Below are 13840 nucleotides of genomic sequence, written 5' to 3'. Positions count from 1 at the left end.
CATCTGCTCTGTTCATTTACGCCAAATGGGCGGAAACCCGCCAAAGTTGTCCTACAAGATTTATCTGCAATTTCCTGCAAGGCTGGGTGCTGCCGGGCGTTCGCGAGGTTTAGTCAACATTGGCCCGCGCCTTGCAATAAGTGCGAGAGGTCTGCCGTTAGAGCAGCTCGACACAACAAATCCCTCCAAGTACAGGAGGGTTCGCGCTTTGGGCGTTGCCGGTCTCAGATGGAATGATGGCCGAGTGATGCACTTGAGGAACTTTGCAATGACGACTCGTCAGCCACTGTACAAATCCCTGTATGTGCAAGTGATCGTAGCGATCACCATCGGCATTTTGCTGGGCCACTACTACCCGGAAACCGGTGTAGCACTCAAACCGTTGGGTGATGGCTTTATCAAATTGATCAAAATGGTCATTGCCCCGATCATTTTCTGTACGGTGGTGAGCGGTATTGCCGGTATGCAGAGCATGAAATCGGTCGGTAAAACCGGCGGTTATGCACTGCTCTACTTTGAAGTGGTCTCCACCATTGCGCTGTTGATCGGTCTGGTCGTTGTCAACGTGGTGCAGCCGGGCGCCGGCATGCACATCGACGTGTCTACCCTGGACGCCTCCAAAGTCGCGGCTTACGTGACCGCGGGTGCAGACCAGAGCATCGTTGGCTTCATCCTCAACGTGATCCCGTCGACCATCGTCGGTGCCTTCGCCAATGGCGACATCCTGCAAGTGCTGATGTTCTCGGTGCTGTTCGGTTTTGCCCTGCACCGCCTGGGCGCCTATGGCAAGCCGGTGCTGGACTTCATCGACCGCTTCGCCCACGTGATGTTCAACATCATCAACATGATCATGAAGCTGGCCCCGCTGGGAGCGCTGGGTGCGATGGCCTTCACCATCGGTGCTTACGGCGTCGGTTCGCTGGTGCAGCTGGGTCAACTGATGATCTGCTTCTACATCACCTGCGTGCTGTTCGTGCTGGTGGTGCTGGGCGGTATTGCCCGCGCTCACGGTTTCAGCGTAATCAAGCTGATCCGCTACATCCGTGAAGAACTGCTGATCGTGCTGGGCACCTCCTCGTCCGAGTCCGCACTGCCCCGCATGCTGGTGAAGATGGAGCGTCTGGGCGCCAAAAAGTCTGTTGTAGGCCTGGTGATCCCGACCGGTTACTCGTTCAACCTTGACGGCACCTCGATCTACCTGACCATGGCGGCGGTGTTTATCGCGCAAGCCACCGACACGCACATGGACATCACGCACCAGATCACCCTGTTGCTGGTGCTGTTGCTGTCGTCCAAAGGTGCGGCGGGCGTGACGGGTAGCGGCTTTATCGTACTGGCGGCAACGCTGTCGGCGGTTGGCCACTTGCCGGTGGCTGGCCTGGCGCTGATTCTGGGTATCGACCGTTTCATGTCCGAAGCCCGTGCCCTGACCAACCTGGTGGGTAACGCGGTCGCGACGCTGGTCGTTGCCAAGTGGGTCAAGGAGCTGGACGAAGACACGCTGCACGCTGAGCTGGCTTCTGGCGGTCGTCCGCTGGAAGAAACCCGCCCTGAAGACGATTTGGGTGTGGCTGAAGGCCCAACCCCTTCACTGATGAAGTAACGCGCAGCGCATTAAAAAACCCATCTTCGGATGGGTTTTTTATTGCGCGTTATTCGACGCGGGTCAGGCCGCTGAATATCAGGGTTTCGCGGCATTTACGGCACAGGTAGCGCCGCCCTTTTTTTACCAGCCCGTGGCGTTGCGCGGTGAACGCAAAGTCGCTGTCGGGGCAGGGGCAGCGGTAAATGTAGCGGGTGACGCTGCGGCGCTTGATGTCGTAGGTGTGGCAGCGGTTGGGCGGCAGTTCGTACACGCCGCGCATGATCAGTTGCCACTCTTCGCCATGGGCCGCGATGCGTTCGCCAAACAGTTGATGGGCGATCAGGTGCGCGACCTCGTGGGCCACGGTCTGCTTGAGAAAGTCTTCACTGTTTTCGCGGTACAGCTGGGGGTTAAAGCGCAGCAGGTTTTCATGCAGATGGGCGACGCCAGCCTTTTGGCCGCGCAATTTGAAACTGACCACGGGGCGTTTGAAGGGGCGCTTGAAAAACACTTCGGCCTGTTTGAAACAGTCTTCGACGCGGGTATTGAGCAACTCGGGCATGCGGTTCGGTTCTCCAGAAGCCGCGATTATGCCGCAAGTGCAAAGGCTTCCGAACCGGTTACTGCTCAATGGTCACGCACCCGGTAGGCGCTGGCGAAGGCTGCGAGCGGTTAAAAGACTCAACGCTCGCAACCTTTGGCGGCACCTGCGGGTGGGGCGGGAGCGTTAATTGGTGTAGACGGGGCCGCCCCCCAAGCCCCATACGATCACGGTGAAGGCCATGATCGCGACGAGCACCACCAGGCCGACTGCAAGCACCGAGCTTGAAAACAAAAAGCCTTCATCCGGGTCGATGCTCATGAAGGTTGGCAGGCCGACGTACAGCAAGTACACGGTGTAGCAGATCGCGGCGGTGCCCACGGCCATGCCCAGCCACATGTGCGGATACAGCGCGGCCAGCCCGCCGATAAACAGCGGCGTGGCGGTGTAGGTGGCGAATGCCACGCAGCGCGCCATGCTCGGTTGCGCGTCATAGGTCCGGGCCATCCAGTGAATGAAGGCCCCCATCACGCCCACGCCCACCAGCATGGACAGGTAAGACATCACGGTCATCCACAGCGCACTTTCAGTGGTCAGCATCACCGGGGCACGGCTGCCGATAACCCAGCCGACCTGAGTGGTACCAATAAAGGCGGAAATGGCCGGGATCGCGGCCAGGATCAACGTATGGGTGAAGTACATGTGGCTGATGCTTTCTTCGGCATCGCCACGGATCTGGCGCCACTCTTTATCGGGGTGGGTGAAAAGGCCCACAACGTGATGGATCATGGCTGTCGCTCCTGTAGTAAGACGCATCGCCCCCAGTGGGACGCGTGCCGGTCGCGCAGCCTGAATAGGTGATCAAGTGAGAGGGCTTGCGGCCTTATGTCGCAGTATAGGAAACCTGCCGCCCAATAGAGCCGGTGCTTTAGAGCATATTGTGCTGTCAGGCCGGGGGTTAATCGCTTTGGCGTCTTAAGCCTTGCACAGGGGGTTCGTGCGTCGCGAATTTAGGGGTAAAATCGCCAGCTTTTGTCTTAACTCGCGGAATTGAAGCGCTATGGGCACTCTGTCGGTCTCTCAAATAAAACTCCAGAAACGCCTGCGCCGATTGACCGGTGAGGCCGTTGCCGATTTCAACATGATTGAGCATGGCGACAAGGTGATGGTCTGCCTGTCGGGCGGGAAAGACAGCTACACGCTGCTCGATGTGCTGCTGCATTTGCAGAAAGTGGCGCCCATCCGCTTTGAAATCGTCGCCGTGAACATGGACCAAAAACAGCCGGGCTTCCCTGAAGACGTGCTGCCGGCCTATCTCAAAGCGTTGGGCGTTGAGTACCACATCGTCGAAAAAGACACCTATTCGGTGGTCAAGGAACTGATCCCGGAAGGCAAGACCACCTGTTCGCTGTGCTCACGCCTGCGCCGTGGCACGCTGTACACCTTCGCTGACGAAATCGGGGCGACCAAGATGGCCTTGGGGCATCACCGCGATGACATCGTTGAGACCTTCTTCCTCAATATGTTCTTCAACGGTCACCTCAAGGCGATGCCGCCCAAGCTGCTGTCCGATGACGGGCGCAACGTGGTGATCCGCCCGCTGGCGTACTGCAAAGAAAAAGACATTCAGGCCTACGCCGATGTGCAGCAATTCCCGATCATCCCGTGCAACCTGTGCGGTTCTCAGGAAAACCTGCAACGCCAGGTGGTCAAGGACATGCTTCAAGAGTGGGACCGCAAAACGCCGGGGCGTACCGACAGCATCTTTCGCAGTTTGCAGAATGTGAACCCGTCGCAATTGGCCGATCGCAACCTGTTCGACTTTGCCAGCCTGAAAATCGATGACACGGCAGCGTCGCGTTTCGTCAATGTGCTGAACCTCTGAGCCGTTCACAGGTTCTGATCCCACACGTAACACCCCAACTGCCAAGAGGAGAGGGCATGCGCGACTACAAATGGCTGCACGAGTATTGTTTGAACCGTTTTGGTTCTGCCGCCGCGCTCGAAGCCCAATTGCCTGTGCCGTTAACCGCAGCCCAATTGCGGGCGATTCCAGACGACCGTTACCTCTCGACCCTGGCCTTGCGCGTATTTCGCGCCGGGCTCAAACACAGTGTGGTTGATGCCAAATGGCCGGTGTTTGAAACCGTTTTTTTTGGCTTCGACCCGGAAAAAGTAGTGCTGATGGGCGCAGAACACCTGGAGCGTCTGATGCAGGATGCCCGGATCATTCGGCATTTGGGCAAGCTTAAAAGCGTGCCGCGCAATGCGCAGATGGTGCTCGACATCGCTCACGAGCACGGCAGCTTTGGTGCATTCGTCGCTGACTGGCCGGTGACCGACATCGTGGGCTTGTGGAAGTACCTGGCCAAGCACGGGCACCAATTGGGCGGGCTTTCGGCCCCGCGTTTTTTGCGCATGGTGGGCAAAGACACCTTCGTGCCGAGCTATGACGTGGTGGCGGCGTTGAATGCGCAAAAGCTGGTGGATAAAGCGCCGACCAGCCTGCGGGATTTGGCGATTGTGCAACATGCGTTCAACCAATGGCATGCCGAGAGCGGGCGGCCGATGTGCCAGCTGTCACAAATGCTGGCCTTCACCGTCAATCACTGATTAACCCCCTGTAGTCGCTGCCGCAGGCTGCGATCAATCTTCAGCGATCTCGCAGCCTGTGGCAGCGACTACAGGGCGTCGATAGCCCATCGTCGCAGCCTCGTCTTACTCGCCCGCCAGCCGCCGGTCCAACTGATGGCGCCAGCGCACAAACAGCATCGCGCTGACAAACACCGCCACACTGCCGGCAATTTCCAGCACACCGAACAGCTGACGATTGGGGTCGAAGGCCGCCAGTGCGCCTTTGATCAGGTACAAATTGATCACATAACAGGTGAAGGAGTGCCCGCGCGGGTTGCCGAGCAGCATGCCGGGCACCAGAAACATCAGCGGTACCAACTCGATCAGCAAAATCACCCAGGGGCGGGCGCCATGCAAGTTGGCGAACATCAGGTAGTACACGCACAGCAAGCCGATAAAGCCAAAGAAGCACACCAGGCTTAACGCCCGCATGAGGCGCACGCGCGGTTTTAGCCACTCGATGGATGGCAGCACTTTGGGCTGTTTAGCCACGGGTGTTCTCCAGTTTCAGCGCGATGCTGGCGAGGCGTTGGCCCAGTGCACGACACAACGCGATTTCGTGTTCGTCCAGCCCGCGTTTACCGTCGGCGCCCGCATGGTGGCTTGGCCCGTAAGGCGTGCCGCCTGCGGTGGTCTGTAGCAAGGCCGATTCGCTGTAAGGCAGGCCGGTGACGAGCATGCCGTGGTGCATCAGTGGCAACAGCATCGACAGCAAGGTGGTTTCCTGACCGCCGTGCAAGCTGGCGGTGGAGGTGAACACGCCAGCCGGTTTGCCCACCAGGGCACCGGTCAGCCACAGGTTGCTGGTGCCATCCAAAAAGTATTTGAGAGGCGCGGCCATGTTGCCGAAGCGGGTCGGGCTGCCCAGCGCCAGGCCCGAGCAGTTTTTCAAGTCATCAAGGCTGGCGTACAGCGCGCCTTCAACTGGAATCGCAGGGGCCACGGCTTCGCATTCAGTGGAAATCGCTGGCACGGTGCGCAAGCGTGCCTCCATGCCGCCTTGCTCAATGCCGCGGGCGATTTGGCGTGCCATGTCGCGGGTCGAGCCATTGCGGCTGTAATACAGCACCAGAATGTAAGGCGCGCTCACGGCAGAATCTCCAGGACTTTTTCGGGCGGGCGACCGATCACGGCGTGGTTGTCGACGACCAGAATCGGGCGCTCGATGAGTTTGGGGTGAGCGGCCATCGCGTCGATCAACTGTGCCTCGCTCAGGCCGCTGTCAGCCAGGTTGAGGGTTTTGTATTCCTCTTCACCGGTGCGCAGCAATTGGCGGGCGCTGATCTTCAGTTTGGCCAGCAGATCGCTCAGTTGGGCTGCGTTGAGTGGCGTTTCGAGGTAACGCACCACGTTGGGCGTCAGGCCCTGAGCCTGGAGGAGTTCGAGCGCACCGCGCGATTTCGAGCAGCGCGGGTTGTGATAAAGCGTCAGATCGGTCATGTGCGGGTCGCATCTTGCGTAAGGTGGGGGCTATTCTACCCGCCTGACGGCCGCGCCTGAAACGTGTGCGGTAAATGGCCGCCGTCCCGTGGTTTTTTGTGGGTATTCATTGAGAAGGATCAACGCATGTTTAAGCGACTCATGGCGCTCGCCGCCGTCACTGCGACGTTAATGCTGGCGGGGTGCGGCAATGATTACGGGGTTGACCAACACGGTCAAAAAGTTGCGTCCGAGCGTTTGGACAAGCAGTGGAAGGTCATTAATTACTGGGCTGAGTGGTGTGGGCCGTGCCGGGTAGAAATTCCAGAGCTCAATGCGCTGGAAAAACAGCTGCAAGGGCAGTCGGTGGGCGTGTTCGGGGTGAACTTCGATGGCTTGCAGGGCAAGGAGCTGAGCGATGCGGCGACTGCGCTGGGCATCACCTTTACCGTGCTGGCGCAAGACCCGGCCGAGGTGTTTGATCTGCCACGCAGTGAAGCGCTGCCGGTGACGTTCATTCTCGATGAGAAAGGCAAAGTGCGGGCGCAGTTGCTGGGCGAACAGACCGCGGCGGGCGTGTTGGCCAAGCTCAAGGAATTGAAGGGGTCGTAACCACATCGGTGTACAGGAGCGAACACGCTCGCTCCTGTACCAGGGGATCAGCTTTCTTCGGGCCACAGGCGCAGGGGCTTGCCTTCGGCCGGCCAGAAACGCACTTGCTCGATGGGCGAGATGTCCCAGCGTTCAACGGTTTGCAGGGCCTTGAAGAAGCGTTGCTCCTGCTCCATCAGCGCCGGAGCGCATGCCTTGCGGGTGCTGCCTACGCCACCGAAGGTCAGTTTATGGCCGTCCAGGGTGTAAGGCGCGAACCAGTGGTTGCAACCACCGCTGCCATACGCGCGGCCTGCATCGTCCAACGTCACGGTCAAGTGGCTGCGGTCAATCAGCGGGCGTTCGCCAATCCACTCAAGTACGTAGGTGTGGTTTTGCTGCAATTTAACCGGATCACCTGCGCAGCCCATCAGGCTTGCGCCTAGCAGGGCCAGTAAGGTCAGGCGTTTCATGCGCGTTCCTTTTGGCATTGGGGGCACAGGTGTTTGCTGCCTTCGGTGCTCCAGCCCAGCTCGGCAATGCGCGCGCTGGCGGCAGGCTTTTGCGCTTTGGTGCCCAGTTTGGCGTCGACCGCAAATTCAAACTTCAGCTCTTTGGCACACGCATCACAGTTGACCTGCCATTCGTGAATCGCCAGTTCGCCGAAGACCGGGCCGTGGGCCACGGCTACCCATTGACCGCGCGGGTTGATCAGGTGACGGACTTTTTCGACCGTCAAACGCATGGCCAAGTCCTTGCTGCCTTTGAGCGTCACAATCAGCACGTCATCGTTTTGAATCGAGCCGCCGTTGCCGGTCACTTGGTAGCGACCCGGCATCAAGGCGCGGCATTCGATCAGGGTGTGCTGCGGGCTAAGCAGGTTGTAGCGGAAATCGTGTTCGACCATGGGTCCTCCAAATAGGCCGCTATGCTAGCACGCAGACCTCAAAGCTCCAGGCGTGAGCGCTCAACCTTCGATCAGGTTGTGTGGCGAGCCGCCTTTCCAGGCCTGGATATTGTCCAGCGTGGTGCCCGCAATTGCGCTGAGCGCCTCGCGGGTCAGGAACGCCTGATGCGCAGTGATGATGACGTTGGGAAAGGTCAGCAACCGTGCCAGTACGTCGTCTTGCAGCGGCAAGTCTGAGCGGTCCTCGAAAAATAGCTGGGCCTCTTCTTCGTACACATCCAGGCCCAAATACCCGAGCTGGCCGCTTTTGAGCGCGTCGATCAGGGACGGGGTGTGCACCAGTGCGCCACGCCCGGTGTTGATCAGCATTGCGCCGTGTTGCAGGGTGGCGAGGCTGTCGTGGTTGATCATGTGTTTGTTTTCGGTGGTCAGCGGGCAATGCAGGCTGATGATGTGCGAACCGGCAATCAATTCGGCCAGGCTCACGTATTCAGCGCCAAGTGCCAGCAAGGCGGGGTTGGGGTACGGGTCGAAGCACAGCAGCTTGCAGCCAAAACCGGCCATGATTTTGCCGAACGTGGCACCGATTTGCCCGGTGCCGACCACGCCGACGGTTTTGCCCACCAGATCAAACCCGGTGAGGCCGTGCAAGGTGAAATCGCCTTCGCGGGTGCGGTTGTAGGCCCGGTGCAGACGGCGGTTAAGCGCCAGAATCAGCGCCACGGCATGTTCGGCCACCGCATGCGGGGAGTACGCAGGCACACGCACCACGCTTAACCCCAGACGCTTGGCGGCCAGCAGATCGACATGGTTATACCCCGCCGAACGCAGGGCGATCAGGCGCGTGCCCCCGGCTGCCAATTGTTCAAGCACCGGGGCGCTCAGGTCGTCATTGATAAAGGGGCACACCACCTCGTAGTCATGGGCCAGTGCGGCGGTGTCCAGGCTCAGGCGCGCCGGTTGAAAGTGCAGCTCAAAGCCTGCGTGCTGCGTGGCGGCGGTAAAGCTGTCGCGGTCGTAGGTTTGGCTGCTGAACAGAAGGATGCGCATGAGGGTCTTCCTTGGTTGAGGGTGGGGCTAGGCGGTGCTTCGCGCTTCATTGGCCAGGCGCGTGATGGCCTGATCCAGTTCGTCCAGCGCGGCGTAAGCGTTAGGGTTGTCTTGCTTGAGTAAGGTCTCACTGCGCTGGCAGGCGGCACGCAATTGCGGCACACCGCAGTAACGCGTCGCGCCGTGCAAACGGTGGACCCGCTCAATCAGTGCGTTGTTGTCTCGCGCTTCACGGGCCTGGCGGATGGCCAGGCGGTCAGCTTCCAGGGAGGCCAGCAGCATGGCGAGCATGTCGGCGGCCAGATCAGCCTTGCCGGCCGCCAGACGCAGGCCTTCGTCGTGGTCGAGGACCGGCAGTTTGGCGTTATTGCGCCCAGGCTCGGGGCTGCTTTCGCTGACTTGGTTGAGCAGCGCAAGCCCGGTCCACTTCAGCACTACCTGGCCCAGTTGGCGCTCACTGATGGGTTTGGTCAGGTAGTCGTCCATGCCGCTTTGCAGCAGCGCACGTTTTTCGTTGGCCATGGCGTGGGCCGTCAGGGCGACAATCGGCAGTGGGGTGGATTGCCCCTCGCTCTCCCATTGACGGATCACTTCGGTGGTCTCGCGACCGTCCATGCCAGGCATTTGTACGTCCATCAGCACCAGATCGAAAGCCTCGTTCTTGATCGCATCGACCGCGGCATAGCCACTGTCCAGCGCGGTGACCTTGGCACCCATGTCTTCCAGCAAGGTCTGTACCAGCAGCAGGTTGGCCGGGTTGTCGTCGACGCACAAAATGCGCGGCGCACGGCTGGCCAATAGCCCGATAGGTTCGTTGCGGGTTTGCCGAGGCTCGATCAAGTCCGCTAGCGTACGGCGAAGTTTGCGTGTGCACGCCGGTTTTGACTGCAATTGGTCATGGGCGTTGGGCACCGATGCGCCGAACAACTGCTGTTCAGTGGTAGGGCACAACACCAGCACTTTGCAGCCCAGGTGCTCGAGATCCCAGATGTGCTGGTTCAGGCGCTCTGGCGGAATGTCTTTGGCGGTGACGCCCAGCACCACCAGTTCGAATGCCTGCTCTGTCTGGTGTGCGCTGGTCACACTGTTGCAGAGGTTTTCCAGGGTGTTGAATGGTGTGACGTCCAGCCCGCAGTCTTCGAGCTGGTGCTGCAAGGCCTGGCACGCCAGATCGTGTTTTTCCAGCAGGGCCACGCGACGACCCAGCAGCGGGGCGCCCGGCAGGTCTTCGACATCATCCCGGGCTTTGGGCAGGCTGACGCTGATCCAGAACACAGACCCTTCGCCGGGGGTGCTCTCGACGCCAATTTCGCCCCCCATCTGCTCCACCAGGCGCTTGGAAATCACCAGTCCCAGACCCGTGCCGCCGGGTTGGCGGGACAACGAGTTGTCGGCCTGGCTGAAAGCCTGGAACAGCGCGCGCACATCCTGGCTGGTCAAGCCGATGCCGGTGTCCTGAACGCTGATGCGCAGTTGCACGCTGCCGTCATTTTCATCCACGTCTTCGAGCATGGCGCGCACGGCAATCGTGCCTTCGCGGGTGAACTTGATGGCGTTGTTGACCAGATTGGTCAGGATTTGCTTGAGTCGCAGCGGGTCGCCAATCAACGACAGCGGCGTGTCGCGGTACACCAGGCTCACCAGCTCCAGGCCTTTTTCGTGGGCGGAGGGGGCGAGGATGGTGAGGGTGTCTTGCAACAGGTCGCGCAGGTTGAACGGCGTGCTGTCGAGCACCAGTTTGCCGGCTTCGATTTTTGAGAAGTCGAGAATTTCGTTAATGATGCCCAGCAGGTTGTCGGCCGACTTTTCAATGGTGTGCAGATAGTCGAACTGGCGCGGGGTCAACTCGCTTTTTTGCAGCAAGTGGGTAAAGCCCAGAATGCCGTTGAGCGGGGTGCGAATTTCATGGCTCATGTTGGCCAGGAATTCGGATTTGATGCGGCTGGCTTCAAGGGCCTCTTTGCGAGCCAGGTCCAGCTCAAGGTTCTGGATTTCGATGGTTTCAAGGTTTTGGCGCACGTCTTCGGTGGCTTGATCAACGCTGTGTTGCAGTTCTTCCTGAGCGTTTTGCAGGGTTTCGGCCATGCGGTTGATGCCCGACGCCAGCTCATCCAGTTCGTGACTGCCCAAGGGTGGCAAGCGAGTTTGCAGTTGACCGTCTTTGAGTTGCGCGACCGCCTGTTTGATCTGCCCCAACGGTGCATTGATGGTGCGGCTCATGCGCAGCGCCAGCAGGGCGCTAAACACCAGGCCGCTGACAATCAGCAGCAAGCTGGCAAACAAACTGCGGTAGCCGCGCAGCAACATGTTGCTGTGGGACAGTTCAAGTTCGACCCAGCCCAGCAGACGATGCGCTTCGTTGGGAATGACGTCACCGGCTAGGTTGCGGTGGCGGCCAAACACCGGCAGTAGATAGCGGGTGGCGTCGTTTTCGGTGCGTTGCAGCAAGTGCGTGCTGTTACCCAGCGGGGCCTGATTGAGCATGACCGGCCCGGCATGGGCGAGCGTTTCGTGATTGGCGTCGAGGAACGACACAGCACGCACATCTTGCTGCTCAAGCGACTCGGTGGCGATGCGCGCTAACAGGGCGGTGTCATGGCGGCCCAGGGCTGGCGCCACCAGCGGCGCGAGTTGCTCGGCAATCATTTCACCGCGTTGCAGCAGTTGAGCCTGTAATTCCGATTGTTGCAGCCAGGTGAAATAGCCGCCGAGCAGCATCGCCATCAAGCTGACGGGCACTAACGTGAGCAACAATACGCGGCCTTTGATACCCAGATTTTTAAGCACGCAACTCTCCAGCTCCACGTCTTTCTAATTTTTTGCCCCGCGCATCCGGCGCGGGTTTGCTGGCAGTGTAGCGATTTGACTGTCACCCCACGCGCAGAAATTTCAAGTTCTGGCCCTGCCTTTGATCGACATCAGCCCCGCTTACCCCTGTGGCGGTTGCTCGCGCAGGCTCAATCTTGAATAATCGCCGATTGAGAATGACTTGCAGACGCTAATGAATCCCGTCGTAATTAGCCCCTCCCGCCTTTTGGCCATTGAAGATGATCCCGTGCTGGGGGCCTATCTGCACCAGCAGTTGCAGCGCAGCGGCTTTGAGGTGGTGTGGTGCCAAAACGGCCAGCAGGGTTTGGCCCTCGCGCAACACGAACACTTTGACGTGGTGCTGATGGACATTCTGTTACCCGGCATGAATGGCCTGCATGTGCTCACGCAATTGCGCCAGACCCACGCATTGCCGGTGATTCTGATGTCGGCGTTGGGCGCGGAGGCTGACCGTATCAATGGTTTTCAATTGGGCGCCGATGACTACTTGCCCAAGCCGTTCAGCATGGCCGAGCTTGAGGTGCGTATTGCCGCCATTTTGCGGCGGGTGGCGCTTGATCGCTCGCCCCGAACCAGCGTTTTGCCCGTGTCGCCTGCGATTGAGGACGAGCTGTTTCTGGATGACAGCGCCAGCGACGTGCGCTACGGCGTGCAGTGGGCGGGGTTGACGCGCAGTGAGTACCGCTTGCTCGACACCCTTAACCGTCATGGCGACGAAGTGCTGAGCAAAGCCTTTCTTTATCAGCATGTGCTGCAACGTGGCTACGCGCCGCATGATCGCAGCCTGGACATGCACATCAGCCAAATCCGTCGCAAGCTCAAAACCCTCGGCTACCACGCGCGTGAAGTGCGCACGGTGTGGGGCAAGGGCTACGTGTTGAGTGCCAATGATGCGCTATAAGGTGCCGGGCAAACACTCGGTGTTCTGGAAGCTGGCGTGCCTGCTGGTTGCGTTCTGCCTGCTGATGATCTGGCTCAGTTGGTCTTGGGGACGCTACATGGACAAGCGCACCGGGTTTCTGTCCCAGGAGGCGCGCAGCACGCTGGTGCGGTATGCGAGCGAGGCCGAAAGGGCCTGGGAAAGCGGCCAGCAAGCCGGTGTCGACCAATGGTTGCAAGCGCTGGGGCAGGTAGAGAGCGGCTGGATCGGGGTCATCGGCCAGGATTTGCAGTCGCTGAGCAGCTACCCGCTCAGAGATGCCGAAAGTCAGCGTTTGACCTTTTTGCGCGGTCTGGATTGGCCTGTCAGCCATTTGAAGGCCACGCGGCCGTGGATCAAGGTGCCGTTCCCGCGCGACTCATCGTTGGGGTATCTGGTCATCGAGTTGCCGCAACGTTTTATGCCGGGGCGCTCGCAGTTCATCTGGCGCATCATCACCAACGGCGTCATCCCCGGTTTATTCACGTTGCTGCTGTGCGTCGGCCTCTATCGGTTATTGATCGTGCCGCTCAATCATCTGCGCGAACAGGCCAATGCCTGGCGCGCCGATCAATTGGGCACGCGGCTGTCGAGCCAGACCACCAGTCGTCAGGATGAGTTGGGCGATTTGGGGCGTGCGTTCGACCAAATGTCCGAGCGTTTGCAAAGTACCGTCAGCCAACAGCAACAGTTGCTGCGCGATTTGTCCCATGAATTGCGTACGCCTTTGAGCCGCTTGCGGGTGGCGTGTGACAGCGAGCAGGGCGAAGCCGCGTTGCGCGAACGCTTGAGCCGCGAAGTGGACGGCATGCAGCGGCTGGTCGAAGACACCCTGCAACTGGCGTGGCTGGATGCCGAGCGCGGGCCGTTGCCGCTGGAAGACATTCAAGTGCAGGCACTGTGGGAAATGATCAGTGAAAACGCGCGCTTTGAAAGTGGCTGGACCGAGGACCGTCTGCCCTGTTTCGTGGAGGCCGATTGCTGGGTGCAGGGGCATCTCAATAGCTTGGCGCAAGCCCTGGAAAACATCCTGCGCAATGCGATTCGTCACTCACCGCCTGAGGGCGTGGTCAGTTTGAGTGGGCAGCGTGAGGGCGATAGGTGGCACCTATGGCTCGACGATCAGGGCGGCGGCGTGGCGCCACAAGAGCTGGAGCGAATCTTTGCACCGTTTATCCGCCTCGATGGTTCACGGCCCGGTGATGGCGGGTTTGGGCTGGGCTTGAGCATTGCGCGCAACGCCTTAAGGCTACAGGGCGGCAGTTTGTGGGCTGAGAATCACGGGCCGGGGTTGCGCGTGCATTGGCGTCTGCGAGTCTGTGAGCCTTCAGACCAAAAGCTCGCTTATAGCCTTTCGCCATAAGC

The 13840-nt window shown here is 59.7% G+C and carries 15 protein-coding genes; 6 read left to right on the top strand and 9 right to left on the bottom strand.

Annotation, left to right across the window (positions count from 1 at the left end):
• Positions 1-268: 268 nt before the first annotated feature.
• A complete protein-coding gene (locus tag GYN01_RS04150; protein WP_048362837.1) occupies positions 269-1603 on the top strand; it encodes a dicarboxylate/amino acid:cation symporter in 1335 nt (444 codons plus the stop codon).
• Between the two features lie 49 nt (positions 1604-1652).
• Here GYN01_RS04150 and GYN01_RS04145 read toward each other — a convergent pair whose 3' ends face one another.
• Both GYN01_RS04145 and GYN01_RS04140 read right to left on the bottom strand, forming a co-directional pair.
• The gene (locus GYN01_RS04145) at positions 1653-2147 is read right to left on the bottom strand and encodes a SprT family zinc-dependent metalloprotease (protein ID WP_048400987.1); all 495 of its coding nucleotides are present in this window, start codon (positions 2145-2147) and stop codon (positions 1653-1655) included.
• A 165-nt stretch (positions 2148-2312) separates the two neighbouring features.
• Positions 2313-2915: a Yip1 family protein gene (locus tag GYN01_RS04140; RefSeq protein ID WP_203306622.1), complete on the bottom strand. Its 603-nt coding sequence runs from the start codon at positions 2913-2915 to the stop codon at positions 2313-2315.
• Positions 2916-3186: 271 nt separating this feature from the next.
• Between GYN01_RS04140 and ttcA the strand changes: the two genes are divergently transcribed.
• Positions 3187-4011 carry a tRNA 2-thiocytidine(32) synthetase TtcA gene (gene ttcA / locus GYN01_RS04135; RefSeq protein ID WP_048362840.1) on the top strand — a complete coding sequence of 275 codons (825 nt, stop codon included), beginning with the start codon at positions 3187-3189 and terminating at the stop codon, positions 4009-4011.
• A 56-nt stretch (positions 4012-4067) separates the two neighbouring features.
• Complete coding sequence (locus tag GYN01_RS04130; protein WP_048362841.1) at positions 4068-4739, top strand: DNA-3-methyladenine glycosylase I; 672 nt, start codon at positions 4068-4070, stop codon at positions 4737-4739.
• 105 nt (positions 4740-4844) lie between these two features.
• Here the strand turns inward: GYN01_RS04130 and GYN01_RS04125 are convergent, their stop codons facing one another.
• The 3 genes from GYN01_RS04125 to arsC are packed head-to-tail and all read right to left on the bottom strand — an operon-like array spanning position 4845 to position 6200.
• On the bottom strand, positions 4845-5252 hold the full coding sequence (locus GYN01_RS04125) for a DUF2069 domain-containing protein (RefSeq protein ID WP_048362842.1): 408 nt from the start codon (positions 5250-5252) through the stop codon (positions 4845-4847).
• Complete coding sequence (wrbA, locus tag GYN01_RS04120; RefSeq protein ID WP_048400985.1) at positions 5245-5850, bottom strand: NAD(P)H:quinone oxidoreductase; 606 nt, start codon at positions 5848-5850, stop codon at positions 5245-5247. The genes GYN01_RS04125 and wrbA overlap by 8 nt, the downstream gene beginning before the upstream one ends.
• The gene (gene arsC / locus GYN01_RS04115) at positions 5847-6200 is read right to left on the bottom strand and encodes an arsenate reductase (glutaredoxin) (protein WP_048400983.1); all 354 of its coding nucleotides are present in this window, start codon (positions 6198-6200) and stop codon (positions 5847-5849) included. Before arsC ends, wrbA begins: the two co-directional genes overlap by 4 nt.
• A gap of 126 nt (positions 6201-6326) precedes the next feature.
• On the opposite strand from arsC, the gene GYN01_RS04110 reads away from it, so the two are divergent.
• Entirely contained in the window at positions 6327-6791 is a 465-nt protein-coding gene (locus GYN01_RS04110) for a TlpA disulfide reductase family protein (RefSeq protein ID WP_048362845.1), read from the top strand.
• 47 nt (positions 6792-6838) lie between these two features.
• On the opposite strand, the gene GYN01_RS04105 is transcribed toward GYN01_RS04110, so the two are convergent.
• The 4 genes from GYN01_RS04105 to GYN01_RS04090 are packed head-to-tail and all read right to left on the bottom strand — an operon-like array spanning position 6839 to position 11514.
• Complete coding sequence (locus GYN01_RS04105) at positions 6839-7243, bottom strand: META domain-containing protein (protein WP_048362846.1); 405 nt, start codon at positions 7241-7243, stop codon at positions 6839-6841.
• Positions 7240-7677 carry a hypothetical protein gene (locus tag GYN01_RS04100; RefSeq protein WP_048362847.1) on the bottom strand — a complete coding sequence of 146 codons (438 nt, stop codon included), beginning with the start codon at positions 7675-7677 and terminating at the stop codon, positions 7240-7242. Before GYN01_RS04100 ends, GYN01_RS04105 begins: the two co-directional genes overlap by 4 nt.
• Before the next feature lie 60 nt (positions 7678-7737).
• Positions 7738-8727: a 2-hydroxyacid dehydrogenase gene (locus GYN01_RS04095; protein ID WP_203306621.1), complete on the bottom strand. Its 990-nt coding sequence runs from the start codon at positions 8725-8727 to the stop codon at positions 7738-7740.
• 27 nt (positions 8728-8754) lie between these two features.
• Positions 8755-11514 carry a response regulator gene (locus GYN01_RS04090; protein ID WP_203306620.1) on the bottom strand — a complete coding sequence of 920 codons (2760 nt, stop codon included), beginning with the start codon at positions 11512-11514 and terminating at the stop codon, positions 8755-8757.
• 214 nt (positions 11515-11728) lie between these two features.
• On the opposite strand from GYN01_RS04090, the gene GYN01_RS04085 reads away from it, so the two are divergent.
• Positions 11729-12457: a response regulator transcription factor gene (locus tag GYN01_RS04085; RefSeq protein WP_048362850.1), complete on the top strand. Its 729-nt coding sequence runs from the start codon at positions 11729-11731 to the stop codon at positions 12455-12457.
• A complete protein-coding gene (locus tag GYN01_RS04080; protein WP_203306788.1) occupies positions 12447-13838 on the top strand; it encodes a sensor histidine kinase in 1392 nt (463 codons plus the stop codon). Before GYN01_RS04085 ends, GYN01_RS04080 begins: the two co-directional genes overlap by 11 nt.
• The last annotated feature ends 2 nt before the right edge of the window (positions 13839-13840 follow it).

Origin of the sequence: Pseudomonas weihenstephanensis (genome assembly GCF_016812185.1) — a bacterium.
GTDB lineage: Bacteria > Pseudomonadota > Gammaproteobacteria > Pseudomonadales > Pseudomonadaceae > Aquipseudomonas > Aquipseudomonas weihenstephanensis.
Note: the sequence above shows the minus strand (reverse complement) of the source record. Positions and strands in the feature narration are given on the sequence as shown.

Excerpts from the sequence above, each read along its gene's own strand:
- ttcA (WP_048362840.1), top strand. The coding sequence starts at position 3,187 with ATGGGCACTCTGTCGGTCTCTCAAATAAAACTCCAGAAACGCCTGCGC.
- GYN01_RS04145 (WP_048400987.1), bottom strand. The coding sequence starts at position 2,147 with ATGCCCGAGTTGCTCAATACCCGCGTCGAAGACTGTTTCAAACAGGCC.
- GYN01_RS04095 (WP_203306621.1), bottom strand. The coding sequence starts at position 8,727 with ATGCGCATCCTTCTGTTCAGCAGCCAAACCTACGACCGCGACAGCTTT.
- GYN01_RS04105 (WP_048362846.1), bottom strand. The coding sequence starts at position 7,243 with ATGAAACGCCTGACCTTACTGGCCCTGCTAGGCGCAAGCCTGATGGGC.
- GYN01_RS04080 (WP_203306788.1), top strand. The coding sequence starts at position 12,447 with ATGCGCTATAAGGTGCCGGGCAAACACTCGGTGTTCTGGAAGCTGGCG.
- GYN01_RS04085 (WP_048362850.1), top strand. The coding sequence starts at position 11,729 with ATGAATCCCGTCGTAATTAGCCCCTCCCGCCTTTTGGCCATTGAAGAT.
- arsC (WP_048400983.1), bottom strand. The coding sequence starts at position 6,200 with ATGACCGATCTGACGCTTTATCACAACCCGCGCTGCTCGAAATCGCGC.
- GYN01_RS04150 (WP_048362837.1), top strand. The coding sequence starts at position 269 with ATGACGACTCGTCAGCCACTGTACAAATCCCTGTATGTGCAAGTGATC.
- GYN01_RS04110 (WP_048362845.1), top strand. The coding sequence starts at position 6,327 with ATGTTTAAGCGACTCATGGCGCTCGCCGCCGTCACTGCGACGTTAATG.
- GYN01_RS04140 (WP_203306622.1), bottom strand. The coding sequence starts at position 2,915 with ATGATCCATCACGTTGTGGGCCTTTTCACCCACCCCGATAAAGAGTGG.
- GYN01_RS04130 (WP_048362841.1), top strand. The coding sequence starts at position 4,068 with ATGCGCGACTACAAATGGCTGCACGAGTATTGTTTGAACCGTTTTGGT.
- GYN01_RS04100 (WP_048362847.1), bottom strand. The coding sequence starts at position 7,677 with ATGGTCGAACACGATTTCCGCTACAACCTGCTTAGCCCGCAGCACACC.